Genomic DNA, 14,693 nt, shown 5'->3' on the forward strand with positions numbered 1-14,693 from the left:
AGGTGAAAGGAAAGTTGTGGATATACGGGGCGTCGTAAAGATCGCCGCCCGCCTTCACGTCGGCGCCGGCGAGCTGGTAGATCTTCAGGTCGAAAGGAATCCTGCCAAAGAAGGCGCGCCCGCGCTCATCCGAGACGTTGAAGCGGTAAATCACGAAGGCGGCGAAGGCCGTCAGGACAGTAGCCAACGTGGGCAAGCCGTAGAGCTTTTTCACCTGCTGTTCCCTTCAAAGGTTATTTTTTACGCAAAGCACGGGTTGCTGGTTTGTCGTTTCGGGACATCAGTTCCGGCGACCCGTAGAGGCCCTCGCGGCGCGCGATTCGGGAAGTGCGCTGCGCCGTAACGGGACTCGTAATCATGGCAAACAGTACCAGCAACAACAGGATTCCCAGATCACCACGCTCTGCTGGGCCGAAGGAATCTGCGCCGGTGACGCGGAAGAATGCCCCCAGGATGCTCAAGATGAGACCGGTCGTTTGCGGCTTAGAAATGGCATGCACGCGCGACATGGTGTCGGGAAAGCGCGCGACGCCGATCGCGGCGGCCAGCACCAAAAGCGCACCGGCGAGGATCAAGATGATCGAGATGATGTCGGCGAAAAGGTGATAGCTCACTAGGCATCCCTCTTTCGGAATCTGGTGACAGACACGGTGGAGATAAATCCCAAAAGGGCCACGACCAACATCGCGGAGACCACCGAGGTGTTCAGCGTCCAACAAATATAGGCGGCCATCGCGCATTGGAACATGGCCACGAACCCGTCCATGCCCACCAGGCGGTCCAGCGAATTCGGGCCGGTGATAATCCGCCAAGTGGTAATCAGGAAGGCCACGACCAAGATGCCGGCGGCAACGCCCAGAAGAATGTCATAAAGCTGGGGATCCATTAGGGGTGGCTCCTTTCAAAAATCTCAATCATGCTTGCTTCGAGCCCCGCGACGTTCGCGATTTCGCGCTCTATAGCGGCTTCCGACGCCGCGTCCAGGATGTGGATGGTCAGCATACGGTTGGCGATGTCGATATCGGTCACCGTGCCGCCTGGCTGCAGGTTGTACAGGCTAACCGCCAGAGACAAGATAAACTCGCTGTCCAGGCGCATCGGCAGCTCGAGGATGGCCGTCTTTGGTGGATCTTGCGGGCGCACCGCCAGCCAGGCCACCTTTAAAGAGGCGTGGAATAGGTCGATGGTCCAGCCCACCATGAATAGGGCTAGCTTGCCCCAGGAGACCTTCAGCTCGGCAATCGGCATGGCCGGCAGTGGCAGCGCAAGCACCACGAACAGGCCCACCAGTAGTCCGCCAACTAGGTTGGCTACGGTGACTGCGCCCATGAGTAGGCACCACATGGCGGTGATCCACGCGATAAACCAGGGGCGGAAGCGGTGGCGGAGTCCAGCAAATTTCATTACTTCGCCTCGCTTTCGGTGGGTTGTGATTTGGGCTGTTCCTGAGGCGCAGTTTCTACCGCCGGAGCTGGGTCCTTGATGGGCCCACGGCGTACTTCAAAAGAATCCTGCTCGTTGGTGTAGCGATCCTTCTGGTTCTTGTGCCGGGTGGGGTTATCTGCGTTATCGCCCAGGACCGCGTAGCGGTAGATGGAATCATCCTGCGCAGACTCGGCGGCGCGGCTGGTCACGCCGGAGATCGGGCCGGCCAGGAAGGTGATGGACACCGAGGCCAGCACCAGCAGGCAGGTGGAAGCCAGCATGCCAAAGGGCACGCGGCCGACGTCTTGGCGCTCGTCGAATTCGACGACATCCGTGACGTCGGAAAGCGGCGATGGATGCGCCAGCACGATGTTGCCTTCCGGGGCGTCGGCGCGGTCACGCAGGAAGCCCTTGGACCAGACCAAAACCATGACGTAGAGGGTAAGCAGGGAGGTCACTACGGCACCGCCGATGACCACCCAGACCTGCCAGGAACCCTCGTTGGCGCCGGCCTGCAGGAGGATGACCTTGCCTAGGAATCCGGAAAATGGCGGGATGCCGCCCAGGTTCATCGCCGGAATGAAATACAAGATGGCGATGAGCGGAGCGGTATAAATCAGCGAGCCCAGGCGCCGCAGGGAAGAGGTGCCGGCCTGGCGCTCGATGAGGCCGACCACCAGGAATAGTGCGGTCTGGACCAGAATGTGGTGCACGGCGTAGAAGATGGCACCGGACAGGCCCTCGGCAGTGCCCAGCGAGACACCGAAAATCATGTAGCCGATGTGGCTGACCAAGGTAAATGACAAAAGGCGCTTGATGTCGGACTGCGCGATGGCGCCCAAGATACCCACCAGCATCGTGGCGAGAGCAACCCACATGAGCAGCTGGTCCAGCCCGCCAGCGGTGAAAATGGAGGTGCGGGCGCGAATAATCGCGTAGACGCCGACCTTGGTGAGCAAGCCCGCGAAGACTGCCGTCACCAGCGAAGGTGCGGTGGGGTAGGAGTCCGGCAGCCACGCCTCCAGCGGGAAGACGGCGGCTTTGATGCCGAAGGCGATGAGCAGCACCGAGAAAATAGCGGTGCGGGTACCGGCCGGGATTTCCTCCATGCGCATGCCGATCTGCGCCATGTTCATGGTGCCGACCGCGGCGTAGATATAGCCCAGCGCCAGCACGAAGATCAGCGAGGAAGCCATCGAGACCATCACGTAGCCCACGCCCGCGCGCACGCGCGCCGGGGAAGCGCCCAGCGTCAGCAGCACGTAGGAAGCCACGAGGAAGATCTCAAAGCCGACGTAGAGGTTGAAGAGATCGCCTGCCAAGAAGGACACGTTCACGCCCATGGTCAGCAGCATGTACGTGGGCAGGAAGACCGCTACCGGCTCGTCCTTGGAACCGTCGCGAATACCCTGCGAGATGGCGTACCACATCACCGAAAACAGCACTACGGACGAGGTAAACAGCATCACGGCGGAAAGGCGGTCAGCCACCAGCGTGATGCCCACCGGCGCGTCCCAGCCGCCCACCTGGAGCGTTTGAATGCCGGCCGTATCGGCGATGAAGATCAGCAGTGCGTTCGCGGCGGCGAGCAACAGCAGCGAGAAGAATGCGATCTGGCGCTGCACGCCGGTAAAGCGTGCGCACAGCATGGTCAGGGCCGCAGCCAGTGCCGGGATTATCACCGGCATGGGGATGAGGAAGCCGGTATAGGGCAGCAGGAAGTTAACCAGCGGAAGCAGCGTCTCAGTCATCGTTTGCCTCCTTTACTGGCTCTTCGAAAAAGTTGGGGCCAAAGGCGTCGCCCTGCTTGGTGGCGCGGCCGGTGGTTGGGTCATTGGAAGCATCGTGGTCCGGTGCCGCCGCGGCGTTGCCAGGGCGGGTGGCCATCGCTGCAATCGCGGTATCTTCCGCGTCATCCTCAATGACGTCGGCGGTGCGGTAGCGGTACTGGCGGTAGGCCAGGGTCAGGATGAAGCCGGTCAGTGCCATGGAAATGACGATGGCCGTCAGAATCATGCCTTGGGCCAAGGGATCGGCGATTTGATCGCCATACTGGGCGGTCTCGCGGCCGTCGATAGGCGGCGAACCCGCCTTGCCGCCGGCCTGCAGCATGAGCAGGTTAGCGCCGTTACCGAGCAGCAAAATGCCCAGCAGCATCTTGGTCATCGCGCGGTCCAGCATGAGGTAGACGCCGGTACCGCACAGCACGCCCGCGGCGAGGAGAAGGAACAGGTTTGCTTCCATGTTTATTTCTCCTTTCCGGAGGTCATTGTTCGGCTTGCGGATTGCGCCGTGGCGCGGTTGCGCTGGCGGCGCGCGAGGGAGCGGGCGCGGTCGCGGGCGCGCTGCTTACGCATGTCCTCTTCCTCGTCGAGCTTGGCGCCCAGCGAGTTCAGGATGTAGAGCGTGAGCCCCACGACGATGAGGTAGACCCCGGCGTCGAAGACCAAGGCCGAAGGTAGTGAGACATCGCCCACCAGCGGCACCGGCAGCTTGGTGTAGCCGGTGGTCAGCGGCGGATGGCCGAAGGCAAAGGGGACTACCACCGAGGCGATCGAAATCAGCAGGCCGGTGCCCATGGTGCGCCCGCCGTCGATTGGCAGTGCCTCATCGAGCTCCGCGCGGCCGCCGGCGAGGTAGCGCAGGATGAGCGCGAGCGCGGCCACCAGGCCACCGGCGAAACCGCCGCCCGGCGCGTTGTGGCCAGAGAAGTAGAAGTAGAGCGAAAGTGCAATCATTGAGGGGAAGAGCAAGCGCGTGGTGACGTCCACCATGAGCGAACGGTTCAGCGCCTGCTCGGATTCCGCACCGGCTGCCAGCCAGCGACGCCCGGTCACGCGCAGCGTAGGACGCCGCGAGGAGCGGGTAAAGGACTGGGTGCGGTAGATCAGCGAGGCGATGCCGGTGGCCGCGATGACCAGGACGGTGATCTCGCCGAAGGTATCCCACGCACGCAGGTCCACCAGCAGCACGTTGACGGTGTTTGCGCCGTGGCCGATTTCCTTGGCCAGCTCCGGCATGAAGGTGGAGATGGACTCGCTGCGACGGGCATTGATGGAGAACATGCCCACCAAGGTCACGCTAAGGCCAACGCCAACGGCAAGCCAGGCGCGCAGGCGCGAGACCTTGGGGTCTTGCTTCCAATCGGTGTTTGCCGGCATGCGGCGCAGCACCAGCATGAACAGCACCATGATGATGGTCTCCACGAGCAGCTGGGTTAGCGCCAAATCCGGTGCGCCGTGCAGGGCGAAGATGAAGGACAGACCATAGCCGGTCACGCCGACGATGATGACGCCGGAGAGGCGGTTATCGGTCACCGTGGCCGCAATTGCCGCGACCATGATGATGACGGCGGCGACTATCTGCCATGGGTTTTCCGCGACTTCCATGTGCACGTTGGTCAGATCGCCGCGGATCAGCATGATGACCGGCAGGATCATGAGCGTGCCGAAGATGATGGACATGTTCATCTGCAGCGAACCGCGCTGGGTGGAGGCGGTGGTGCGCAGCGAGAGGGTGCGCAACGCCTGGAGCACGGAATCGTAGGCGGCGTCGGCTGAGCCCAGCGCCGGGTACTGGAACTGCCACTTGGCCACCACATTGCGCTGCCAGTGCACGATGAATCCCACCACCACGATGAGCAGCGACAGGCCCAGCGGGATGGTGATGCCGTGCCACAGCGCTAGGTGGGTGTGCTCGTGGTGGCCGAAGAGATTGTCCAGGTGCTGGTTGATGCCGAGGGAAAGCGGGTTTGGCTGCAGGCCCAAGAAGATGGTCAGCGCGGTCAAGATTGCCGGCGGAATCCACAGCAGCGGGGCGAGCGCATGCATGTTCTCCACGGCTTCGGAGGTGCCCAGACGCTCGCCGTCTTTATCCTTCTTTACGGCGAAGGCGCCCCACAGGAAACGTAGCGCATAAGCCATGGTGAGCATAGAGCCCACCACGACGCCGACGAGCAGCATGTTGCGCGGCATTCCTACGAGGAGGGACTCGTGGAGGATGGCCTCCAGCGTTGCCTCCTTGGCCACGAATCCCAGCAGCGGTGGGATACCAGCCATGGACAGCGCGGGGATGATGGCCAGCAGATACAGTCCCGGTTTAGCGCGGCCAAGGCCGGAAAGCTTGGCGATGTCGCGTGTGCCCGAGGCATGGTCGATGGCGCCGACAATCATGAACAAAGCAGCCTTGAACAGCGAGTGTGCGAAGGTCAGTGCCAGGCCTGCTTGCAGCGCCTCGCGGGAGCCGATGGCCACGATGGAGGTGATAAAACCCAGCTGGGAGACGGTGCCATAGGCCAGAATCAGCTTGAGGTCGCGTTGCTTGAGCGCCATCCAGCCGCCCAACAGCATGGTGAATAGACCCAGCGGAATGAGGACGAGATGCCAGGTGGCGACCTCATGCAGCTCAGGGGCGAGGCGGGTGACCAAGTAAATACCCGCCTTCACCATTGCCGCGGAGTGTAGGTAGGCCGAAACCGGTGTCGGCGCTGCCATGGCGCCGGGCAGCCAGAAATGGGCGGGAGCGATGGCGGACTTGCTGATCGCACCGGCCAGGATCAGGACGATAGCGATCGTGATATAAGGCGTCTGTGTGATCTGCTCGAAATCTGCGAGTGCGCTGAAGGTCCACTGGCCGGTCTGTCGGCCCAGCAAAATGATGCCCATGAGCATCGCCAGGCCGCCCAGGGTGGTGATCATCAATGCCTGCTGGGCCGCACGCCTCGAGGAAGCTCGTTCTCCGTAGTAGCTAACGAGGAGGAAGGAAAGCAGGGAAGTGATTTCCCAGAAGACGTACATCATCAAGATGTTGTCTGAAACCACCAAGCCAAACATGGCGGTGGCAAAGGCAGTCATCTGCGCGCCAAACATCGCAAGGCGCCGCCGGGTTTGGTCGAAGTAGCCCCAGCAGTACAAAAGCACGAGCGCGCCCATACCTAAGATGATGAGGCTAAATAGCGCCGATAGCCCATCCATCCGCAGGGTGATGTTGAGGTTGGCGTCCGGCATCCATTTCAGGTTGTACTGCAGCGAGTTGCCGTCATTGAACGTGGAGTTTGTCAGCTGGCTGAGTACCCAGAAAAAACCCGCGCCCGGGGCGATGGCAAGAATGCCGAAGGCAGGCCTGCCCAAGTAATAGATCAAAAATGGCGCGAGGACTGTGGCCAGAATTAGAGCACTCAGCACTGCTATCACAGTTAAGCCGGATCTCCTTTGCAAGATGGAGACGCGCGAGCATTTTTAGGCGCACGTGCGACGTTGTGTGTACACGAAATCGAGCATGCGCCGATGAAGACATCTAGGCCACCGAAAAGACCTGGTTGATGAACCACTGTGAAAAGGAAACCCCACTAGAGGGGTGCCGCTGGCAGCGTCAACGCCCTGCCTTAAAAGAAAGTAGGGGGCGTATCACATTTGGCGCAGCCAATACGGCCACTATACCGGCATAACCAGCAAAAGTCACTGATTTTTAATCAGGCAGTATTATATGGGGCTATTTATTATATGGGGCTATTTTGGCTGAACACAGCCTCAATAGCCCCACGAGTTCAACGCAGCCACAGCGTCTGCTGTGCGGTCTGCCGCGCGATTAGGCGAAGCGCTGGAGGAAATAAGCCTCGGCGGTGGCGATCTTTTCGATCTCGTTTGGATCGACGGACTCGTTTGCCGAGTGGATGGTGGCCTGTGGATCCTCCACGCCGAAAAGCGCGATCTCTGCGTTCGGGTGCTTTTCCTGCAGCTCCACGGTCAGCGGGATGGAACCGCCCATGCCCTGGGAGCTGGTCGCAGTGCCGTATGCCTCAGCCAGGCACTCGCCGAGCAGCGCTGCGGCTGGCTTTGTAGGATCGGTCTCGAAACCGCGGTTGGCCTCCAGAATGTCGACCTTGATGTGAGCGCCCCACGGAACGTGGTTCTTCAGGTGCTCGGCAACTGCCTCGGCGGTGGCGCGCGGATCCATGGTGGCCGGGGTGCGCAGGTTCAGTTTTGCAGCGGCGGTAGCTGGAACGGCATTGACGGCCTCGGTAACTGGGGTAGAGGTAAAACCGGTGACGGTTACGGCCGGGCGTGCCCAGATCATGTCAGCGATTTCGGTGGCGCCGGCCGGATCTTGTGAGCCCATGATTTCGGTGCCCTCAAGCATCTGCGCGTCGGTACGGAAATCTTCCGGCTTATAAGCGGTGGTCTGGCCCTCAGCCAGAGGCCAGGTGCCGGCGCAATCGACGCCGTCGATAGTGGTGCGTCCGTGCTCGTCGCTCAGGGAATCGAGTGCGCGCATCAGCGCCTTAACGGCATCTGGAGCGGCGCCGCCGAACTGGCCGGAGTGTACGCCGGCTTCGAGGGTGTCTACCTGGACATAAATCTGCGCGCCGCCGCGCAGGGAGGTGGTCAGCGTGGGCTGGCCAGCCTTGGCGTTGCCGGCATCGGCGATGAGGATGGCGTCGGCAGCGAAAAGCTCCGGGCGCTCCTCGATGAGTGCGGACAGGCCCTCGCCGCCGCGTTCCTCAGAACCCTCGATGAGGAAGGTCAGGTTGAGGTCGGTGCCACCGTTTGCATCGATAGCGCGCAGGGCGGCCAGGTGCATGGCGATGTTGCCCTTGCAGTCTGCCGCGCCGCGGCCGTACCAGCGGGTATCGCCGGAAGGTGCAGTGCGCTCGGTCAGGGTCAGCGGGTCAGATTCCCATGGCTCGCGTGGGCCGACCGGGACTACGTCGTAGTGGGAGTAAAGCAGGACGGTCTTGGCACCCTCTTTGCCGGCGCGCTTGCCGACGAGCGCGGTAGAACCGTCCGCAGTCTTCACCGCCTCGACCTTGACGCCGGCGTCAGTAAGGGTCTTCTCAACCCACTGCGCTGCCTTCTGGGCTTCTTCCTCGAGGCCCGGCTCGTTGTGTACGGAGTTGAAAGAAACGAGTTCTTTGAGCTGCGCGAAGATATTCGCGCGATCATTTGCGATGTAGTCAGAAATAGCAGTCATGTTGTCCAACATACTCGCAGGCTTGGACACGCACGCCAGGTGCTGTTTGGGGAACCTGTCCGAAAATTAGTATTGCCTGAACGTTTGAGATCGTGCCCGGGTGAACTAGAGTTCTAAGAATATTTAATTCCGATAATTAAATACACATACCTTCACATTGGTTTCTCGTTAGAAAGGTCTCGGCATGGCACACGACGCCGTCCAGGCTTCCCCCGCTTCTGCGTCCCACTCACCAGGGGCAACAGACAATGATGCAAGTTCTTTGCGCGAGCTGACGCTGCGCGGCATCCTAATCGGCGGACTCATCACGTTGGTCTTTACCGCAGCCAACGTCTATCTCGGCCTCAAGGTCGGCCTGACCTTCGCCACCTCGATTCCGGCAGCCGTTATTTCTATGGCTGTGCTGCGTCGCTTTGCCGGGCACAATGTCAAAGAAAACAACATTGTGCAGACCATCGCTTCTGCGGCCGGCACTCTTTCTGCCATCATCTTCGTCCTGCCGGGCCTGGTCATGGTGGGTTACTGGAAGGGATTTAGTTTCTGGGAGACCGCAGCTGTCTGCGCCATCGGTGGCGTGCTCGGCGTAATGTACTCGATCCCGCTGCGCCGCGCGCTGATTACCAGCTCTGACCTGCCCTACCCGGAGGGCGTTGCCGCCGCTGAGGTTCTCAAGGTAGGCGATGGTAACGGTGCGTCGGAAGTCGCTGCGGAAGAAAACGCCCAGGGCTTGCGCGTCATCTTGGTTGGCGGTGTTATCTCCGCGGTGATGGCGCTGTTGGCTGCGATGAAGGCTGCAGCCTCCTCAGTCTCGACCTACTTCAAGCTGGGTTCTGGTGCCACCACCTTGGGTACTTCGCTGTCGCTGGCTCTTATCGGTGTGGGCCACCTCGTTGGCCCGGCTGTCGGCTTTGCCATGCTCATCGGCGTCATCATTTCCTACTTCTTCCTGCTGCCGATGCACACTGCGGGCGACGTCTCTGGCCTGGACGCCACTGCGCTGGCTGATACCGTCGATTCCGTTTTCTCCGGCGAGATCCGCTTCATCGGTGTCGGTGCCATGGCCATCGCCGCGATCTGGACGCTGATCAAGATCACCGGCCCGATCATCAAGGGCATTTCTGAGTCTCTGGCTTCCTCCCGCAAGCGCAAGGAAGGCCACACCGTCGACGTCTCCGAGCGTGACATCCCGTTCCCGTACGTGCTTGGCACCATCGTCATCTTGATGGTTCCGATTGCGCTGCTGCTGTGGGACTTCGTACGCGGCACGGATATCCACGAGCACATGGGCGTGCTGATTACGGTCTCGGTGCTGTTTACCTTGCTGGTTGGCCTCATCGTCGCTTCCGTGTGCGGCTACATGGCGGGGCTGATTGGTGCGTCTAACTCGCCGATTTCTTCCGTTGGCATCATCGCCGTGCTGGCTGCCTCGCTGCTGATTGCCGCGGTAACTCGCGGCAGCAGCGCGGACCCGCTTTCGCTGGTGGCTTATACCCTCTTCACCGCGGCCATCGTCTTCGGCATCGCCACGATTTCGAATGACAACCTGCAGGACCTGAAGACCGGTCAGCTCGTCGGCGCGACACCGTGGAAGCAGCAGGTTGCGCTGATTATTGGCGTCCTTTTCGGCTCCGTTGTCATTCCCCCGATCCTGCAGATCATGCTCAACGGCTTCGGCTTCCAAGGCATGGAAGGCGCGGGGGAGGACGCTCTCGCTGCCCCGCAAGCTGCGCTGATGTCTTCGGTGGCATCGGGCATTTTCGATAACTCCCTGGATTGGAGCCTTATCTTCACCGGTGCCGTCATCGGCGCGGTTCTTATTGTTATTGATGAGGTTCTGCGTAAGACCACCAAGAAGTTCTCCCTGTCCCCGCTGGCCGTGGGCATGGGCATGTATCTTCCGGCCGCGCTGACCATCATCATCCCGATTGGCGCAATCCTGGGTTACTTCTACGACAAGTGGGCGGCAAGGCAGGCTAACCCGGATTTCTCCAAGCGCATGGGTACCTTGCTGGCAACCGGCCTCATCGTTGGTGAGTCTCTGTTCGGCGTGGTCAATGCTGCCATCATCGCGGCAGCCGGCGGCGAGTCCCCGCTGGAGATCTTCGAAGGTGGCACCTCCGCTAACGTCTTCGGCCTCATCCTGTTCATCACAGTGCTGGGCTTTATTTACCGTTGGACCGCCAAGAAGGTGAAGAAGGCCGAGTAGAACCGCGAAAATGCGAAGAACTCAGTAAACTCCGCAACCTAATTTCTGACACGAACGCCCTCTAGAACGCTCACAGCGAACGTACTGGAGGGTGTTCGTGTCTTTCCTTGCACTCGTAGTAGTCGAGTGTCAGAATGGTCGCTAGCACTCCCACCGGGTAAGTGCCAGAAAATCTCATCTATGTGGTTGAGGCTGGTTAACACTCACCAGCCGTGCCGTCGCGGGCGTCCGTATAGATACAGACGTGAGTGTCGTCCTAAACAAATCAAGGAGCACAAACACAATGGCAAAGCTTATTGCTTTCGATGAAGAGGCACGTCGCGGCCTTGAGCGTGGTCTGAACACGCTGGCCGACGCAGTAAAGGTCACCCTCGGCCCGAAGGGCCGTAACGTCGTCCTGGAGAAGTCCTGGGGCGCTCCGACCATCACCAACGATGGCGTCTCCATCGCTCGCGAGATCGAGCTGGAAGATCCTTATGAGAAGATCGGCGCTGAGTTGGTTAAGGAAGTAGCAAAGAGGACTGACGATGTTGCCGGTGACGGCACCACCACCGCTACCGTTCTGGCACAGGCGCTCGTACGCGAGGGTCTGCGCAACGTTGCAGCAGGCTCCAACCCGATGGGCATCAAGCGTGGCATCGAGACCGCTACCAAGGCAGTCGTTGACTCCCTGCTTTCTTCCGCTAAGGAGATTGAGACCCAGGAAGAGATCGCTACCACCGCTGGTATCTCCGCCGCTGACCCGGCAATCGGCGCCAAGATCGCTGAGGCTATGTACACCGTGGGTAACGGCTCCGTGAACAAGGACTCCGTTATCACCGTTGAAGAGTCCAACACCTTCGGCGTGGACCTCGAGGTAACCGAGGGCATGCGCTTCGACAAGGGCTACATCTCCGGCTACTTTGCAACCGACATGGAGCGCCAGGAGGCAGTCCTCGAGGATCCGTACATCCTGCTGGTTTCTTCCAAGATCTCTAACATCAAGGACCTCGTTCCGCTGCTGGAGAAGGTCATGCAGACCGGCAAGCCGTTGCTGATCATTGCCGAGGACGTTGAGGGCGAAGCACTGTCCACCCTCGTCGTGAACAAGATCCGTGGCACCTTCAAGTCCGTTGCTGTTAAGGCTCCGGGCTTCGGCGACCGCCGCAAGGCTACTCTGCAGGATATGGCTATCCTGACCGGCGGCCAGGTCATCTCCGAAGAGGTTGGCCTTTCCCTCGAGACCGCTGAGATTGAGTACCTCGGCCAGGCACGCAAGGTTGTTGTTACCAAGGATGACACCACCATCGTCCAGGGTGCTGGCAACCAGGAGCAGATCGACGGCCGTATCAAGCAGATCCGCGCTGAGATTGAGAACTCCGATTCTGATTACGACCGTGAGAAGCTGCAGGAGCGCCTGGCCAAGCTGGCTGGCGGCGTTGCTGTCCTGAAGGTCGGCGCTGCAACTGAGGTGGAGCTCAAGGAGCGCAAGCACCGCATTGAGGACGCAGTCCGCAACGCAAAGGCTGCCGTTGAAGAGGGCATCGTTGCCGGCGGTGGCGTCGCCCTCCTGCAGGCTGCCTCCGCTCTGGATGCGTTGAATGACCTGACCGGTGACGAAGCAACCGGCGTCAAGATCGTTCGTGAGGCACTGTCTGCCCCGCTGAAGCAGATTGCTCACAACGCTGGCCTGGAGCCGGGCGTTGTTGCTGACAAGGTTGCATCCCTGCCAGCAGGCGAGGGCCTGAATGCAGCTACCGGCGAGTACGTTGACCTGATGTCCGCTGGCATCAATGACCCGGTCAAGGTCACCCGCTCCGCACTGCAGAACGCTGCTTCCATCGCAGCGCTCTTCCTGACCACTGAGGCTGTCGTTGCTGACAAGCCGCAGCCTGCTGGTGCAGGCGCTGGCATGCCTGACGCTGACGCTATGGGCGGCATGGGCTTCTAATAGCGCCAAACCTCGAAAGGCGTCCATGTAGCTCCGTGCGAGCTAGATGTTGTCGATTTAAGGCGCCCTACGTGAGATAAAGAACGTCTCTCGTAGGGCGCTTTCGCGTGTCGCTACACGGAAAGATGAAAAGTGTGATTCCAAACCTCAACTTTCACACTAGACAACAATTTTCACAGCTAGCGGCCCATTTTTGAGGCTGAATGGCGGTTGATTGGTTGCGCCTTCGCCTCTATTTGACTGCCTGGAACTCCGGGCGAAAGCGAAAACGGCCAATCTGAGGTCTTTGGTACACCCCCGCATTGGGGCAATTTTGGAACCGATTTTCCGCTGAATTTCTGAATTTTGGACCGTGTCCATCGGGGGGTTTCTGATGTTTGTTACACACTTTTTCCAAAGAATTTGATCATTTCTGTCTATCGTCAGAAAACCCGCTGGTAAGGGGCATTCTAATTAACTTTCGAGTAAGAAATGACTTGGAGTATGCTGTGTATAAAGTGACGGTTGGGAACTGTGGGGAGCTTTCCCGAGATTTAAAAACTCGAGAGTTTCGGATTGATCTTTGAGCGCTGTGTGGCAAAATAGTTACTTGTGACGCCCACAGAGGGTGTCTGCAAATCCGCAATACCCTCGGGTGTAAATACCCGAAACCTATCCAAGGAGTTCATTATGGACCTCTCCATGATTCAGACCCACCTCGAGAACTTTGCTACCACCTGGGAGAACTGGACCAAGGTGCTCCAGGGCTTCGCTAACGTTCTGAAGTTCGTCGTCGATTTTGCAACCCCGGGTCAGGATGGTTTCATCCCAGCTGAGACCGCTGCTGCAACCACCTCCTCCATTTTCGAGCAGTAAATTTCAACGGCTTGGGTAGCATCGCCTAAGTTGACAACACCTTTAAGAACTTAAGGAGTTCAAAATGAACCACGATAACTTCGATACCGCCGCAGCTGAGAACGCACAGACCGTTGCTGACCAGTGGTCCACCCTGTCCTCCGATGGCGTCTTCGGCTTCATCTTCGACCTTATGGGTCAGTTCGCTGACATCGCTGAGGCTGCCGCAAAGCTCATCGGCCTGATTGCCTAAGAGCATCTTCGCGTAAGCGATTTCTAAGAGCCTCACCTTTAGGTGGGGCTCTTTTGCTATGTCTGGGTGGGGGAGACCTTAGGGGTAAATCGGTAGAGTTGCAGTGTAATTTAACGCGCCGAATAGTTGGGTGACCGGTAAACTTTTAAGTATGGCTGATATTAAAGACGACGAACTTCCCGAGATCGACCTTGCTAAGACCGACGGCTACGTCGTCGATGATTCTGATGAGGATGACCCGGCGCTGATCATGCCGGACGGTTCCCCCATCGATACCTGGCGAGAGAACTACCCTTACGAAGAGCGCATGACGCGTGATGAGTATGAGGCCACCAAGCGTGCGCTCCAAATCGAGCTGCTGAAGTGGCAGAACTGGACCAAAGAAACCGGCCAGCGCCACATCATCTTGTTTGAGGGCCGTGACGCCGCTGGCAAGGGTGGCACCATCAAGCGCTTCAACGAGCACCTGAACCCGCGTGGTGCGCGCACCGTCGCACTGGAAAAGCCCTCCCCGCGTGAGTCCACCTCCTGGTACTTCCAGCGCTACATTCAGCACTTCCCAGCAGGCGGCGAAATCGTCTTCTTCGACCGCTCCTGGTACAACCGCTCCGGCGTCGAGCGCGTCATGGGCTTTTGTACCGAGTCCCAGCACGCAGAGTTCCTGCGCGAGGTGCCAATGCTCGAGAACATGATTCTTGGTTCCGGTATTTCCCTGACCAAGCTGTGGTTCTCCGTTACTCGTAAGGAGCAGCGCACCCGCTTCGCTATTCGTCAAATTGACCCAGTGCGTCAGTGGAAGCTTTCCCCGATGGACCTGGCGTCCCTCGACAAGTGGGACGACTACACCTCTGCGAAGGAGGAGCAGTTCCGCTACACGGATACTGAAGAATCGCCGTGGATCACCATCAAGTCCAACGACAAGAAGCGCGCCCGCATTAACGCTATGCGCTACGTGCTCTCCAAGTTCGAATACACCAACAAGGACCATGAACTGGTCGGCGAGCCTGACCCGCTCATCGTTATGCGCGGCCGTGACCAAATTGGTGACTAACGTTAGTTTCGCCGTGAGGCCCTAG

General features: G+C 59.5%; 12 protein-coding genes and 1 pseudogene. 5 read left to right on the plus strand and 8 right to left on the minus strand.

Annotation, left to right across the window (positions count from 1 at the left end):
* From HMPREF2935_RS01535 to HMPREF2935_RS01570, 8 genes and pseudogenes are all read right to left on the minus strand, one after another.
* Positions 1–214, minus strand: a pseudogene (locus tag HMPREF2935_RS01535) (hypothetical protein); the annotation flags it as partial.
* Between the two features lie 19 nt (positions 215–233).
* Positions 234–614: a monovalent cation/H(+) antiporter subunit G gene (locus HMPREF2935_RS01540; RefSeq protein WP_061924793.1), complete on the minus strand. Its 381-nt coding sequence runs from the start codon at positions 612–614 to the stop codon at positions 234–236.
* Positions 614–886, minus strand: coding sequence for a monovalent cation/H+ antiporter complex subunit F (locus HMPREF2935_RS01545; protein ID WP_061924789.1), 273 nt, complete (start codon positions 884–886; stop codon positions 614–616). Before HMPREF2935_RS01545 ends, HMPREF2935_RS01540 begins: the two co-directional genes overlap by 1 nt.
* A complete protein-coding gene (locus tag HMPREF2935_RS01550; protein WP_070731697.1) occupies positions 886–1,404 on the minus strand; it encodes a Na+/H+ antiporter subunit E in 519 nt (172 codons plus the stop codon). The genes HMPREF2935_RS01545 and HMPREF2935_RS01550 overlap by 1 nt, the downstream gene beginning before the upstream one ends.
* A complete protein-coding gene (locus HMPREF2935_RS01555) occupies positions 1,404–3,176 on the minus strand; it encodes a Na+/H+ antiporter subunit D (RefSeq protein ID WP_070731698.1) in 1,773 nt (590 codons plus the stop codon). The genes HMPREF2935_RS01550 and HMPREF2935_RS01555 overlap by 1 nt, the downstream gene beginning before the upstream one ends.
* Complete coding sequence (locus tag HMPREF2935_RS01560) at positions 3,169–3,669, minus strand: Na(+)/H(+) antiporter subunit C (RefSeq protein ID WP_061924779.1); 501 nt, start codon at positions 3,667–3,669, stop codon at positions 3,169–3,171. The genes HMPREF2935_RS01555 and HMPREF2935_RS01560 overlap by 8 nt, the downstream gene beginning before the upstream one ends.
* Positions 3,670–3,671: 2 nt before the next feature.
* Complete coding sequence (locus tag HMPREF2935_RS01565) at positions 3,672–6,617, minus strand: Na+/H+ antiporter subunit A (protein ID WP_061924776.1); 2,946 nt, start codon at positions 6,615–6,617, stop codon at positions 3,672–3,674.
* Positions 6,618–7,011: 394 nt separating this feature from the next.
* Positions 7,012–8,394, minus strand: a complete 1,383-nt coding sequence (locus HMPREF2935_RS01570; protein ID WP_061924878.1) for a dipeptidase — start codon at positions 8,392–8,394, stop codon at positions 7,012–7,014.
* A 184-nt stretch (positions 8,395–8,578) separates the two neighbouring features.
* Here HMPREF2935_RS01570 and HMPREF2935_RS01575 point away from each other — a divergent pair, with 184 nt between their 5' ends.
* From HMPREF2935_RS01575 to ppk2, 5 genes are all read left to right on the plus strand, one after another.
* Complete coding sequence (locus HMPREF2935_RS01575; protein ID WP_083313155.1) at positions 8,579–10,600, plus strand: OPT family oligopeptide transporter; 2,022 nt, start codon at positions 8,579–8,581, stop codon at positions 10,598–10,600.
* A 283-nt stretch (positions 10,601–10,883) separates the two neighbouring features.
* Entirely contained in the window at positions 10,884–12,530 is a 1,647-nt protein-coding gene (groL, locus tag HMPREF2935_RS01580) for a chaperonin GroEL (RefSeq protein WP_070731699.1), read from the plus strand.
* A 669-nt stretch (positions 12,531–13,199) separates the two neighbouring features.
* A complete protein-coding gene (locus HMPREF2935_RS01585; RefSeq protein ID WP_070731700.1) occupies positions 13,200–13,385 on the plus strand; it encodes a PorH family porin in 186 nt (61 codons plus the stop codon).
* Between the two features lie 64 nt (positions 13,386–13,449).
* On the plus strand, positions 13,450–13,617 hold the full coding sequence (locus HMPREF2935_RS12920) for a porin (RefSeq protein ID WP_141748324.1): 168 nt from the start codon (positions 13,450–13,452) through the stop codon (positions 13,615–13,617).
* Between the two features lie 151 nt (positions 13,618–13,768).
* Positions 13,769–14,668, plus strand: a complete 900-nt coding sequence (ppk2, locus tag HMPREF2935_RS01590) for a polyphosphate kinase 2 (protein ID WP_061924765.1) — start codon at positions 13,769–13,771, stop codon at positions 14,666–14,668.
* Positions 14,669–14,693: the final 25 nt, after the last annotated feature.

It is taken from the genome of Corynebacterium sp. HMSC076D02 (genome assembly GCF_001813815.1).
Lineage (GTDB): Bacteria > Actinomycetota > Actinomycetes > Mycobacteriales > Mycobacteriaceae > Corynebacterium > Corynebacterium simulans.

Coding starts and splice junctions, on each gene's coding strand:
- HMPREF2935_RS01545 (WP_061924789.1), bottom strand. CDS start 886: ATGGATCCCCAGCTTTATGACATTCTTCTGGGCGTTGCCGCCGGCATC.
- ppk2 (WP_061924765.1), top strand. CDS start 13,769: ATGGCTGATATTAAAGACGACGAACTTCCCGAGATCGACCTTGCTAAG.
- HMPREF2935_RS01550 (WP_070731697.1), bottom strand. CDS start 1,404: ATGAAATTTGCTGGACTCCGCCACCGCTTCCGCCCCTGGTTTATCGCG.
- HMPREF2935_RS01575 (WP_083313155.1), top strand. CDS start 8,579: ATGGCACACGACGCCGTCCAGGCTTCCCCCGCTTCTGCGTCCCACTCA.
- HMPREF2935_RS01570 (WP_061924878.1), bottom strand. CDS start 8,394: ATGACTGCTATTTCTGACTACATCGCAAATGATCGCGCGAATATCTTC.
- HMPREF2935_RS12920 (WP_141748324.1), top strand. CDS start 13,450: ATGAACCACGATAACTTCGATACCGCCGCAGCTGAGAACGCACAGACC.
- groL (WP_070731699.1), top strand. CDS start 10,884: ATGGCAAAGCTTATTGCTTTCGATGAAGAGGCACGTCGCGGCCTTGAG.
- HMPREF2935_RS01555 (WP_070731698.1), bottom strand. CDS start 3,176: ATGACTGAGACGCTGCTTCCGCTGGTTAACTTCCTGCTGCCCTATACC.
- HMPREF2935_RS01585 (WP_070731700.1), top strand. CDS start 13,200: ATGGACCTCTCCATGATTCAGACCCACCTCGAGAACTTTGCTACCACC.
- HMPREF2935_RS01560 (WP_061924779.1), bottom strand. CDS start 3,669: ATGGAAGCAAACCTGTTCCTTCTCCTCGCCGCGGGCGTGCTGTGCGGT.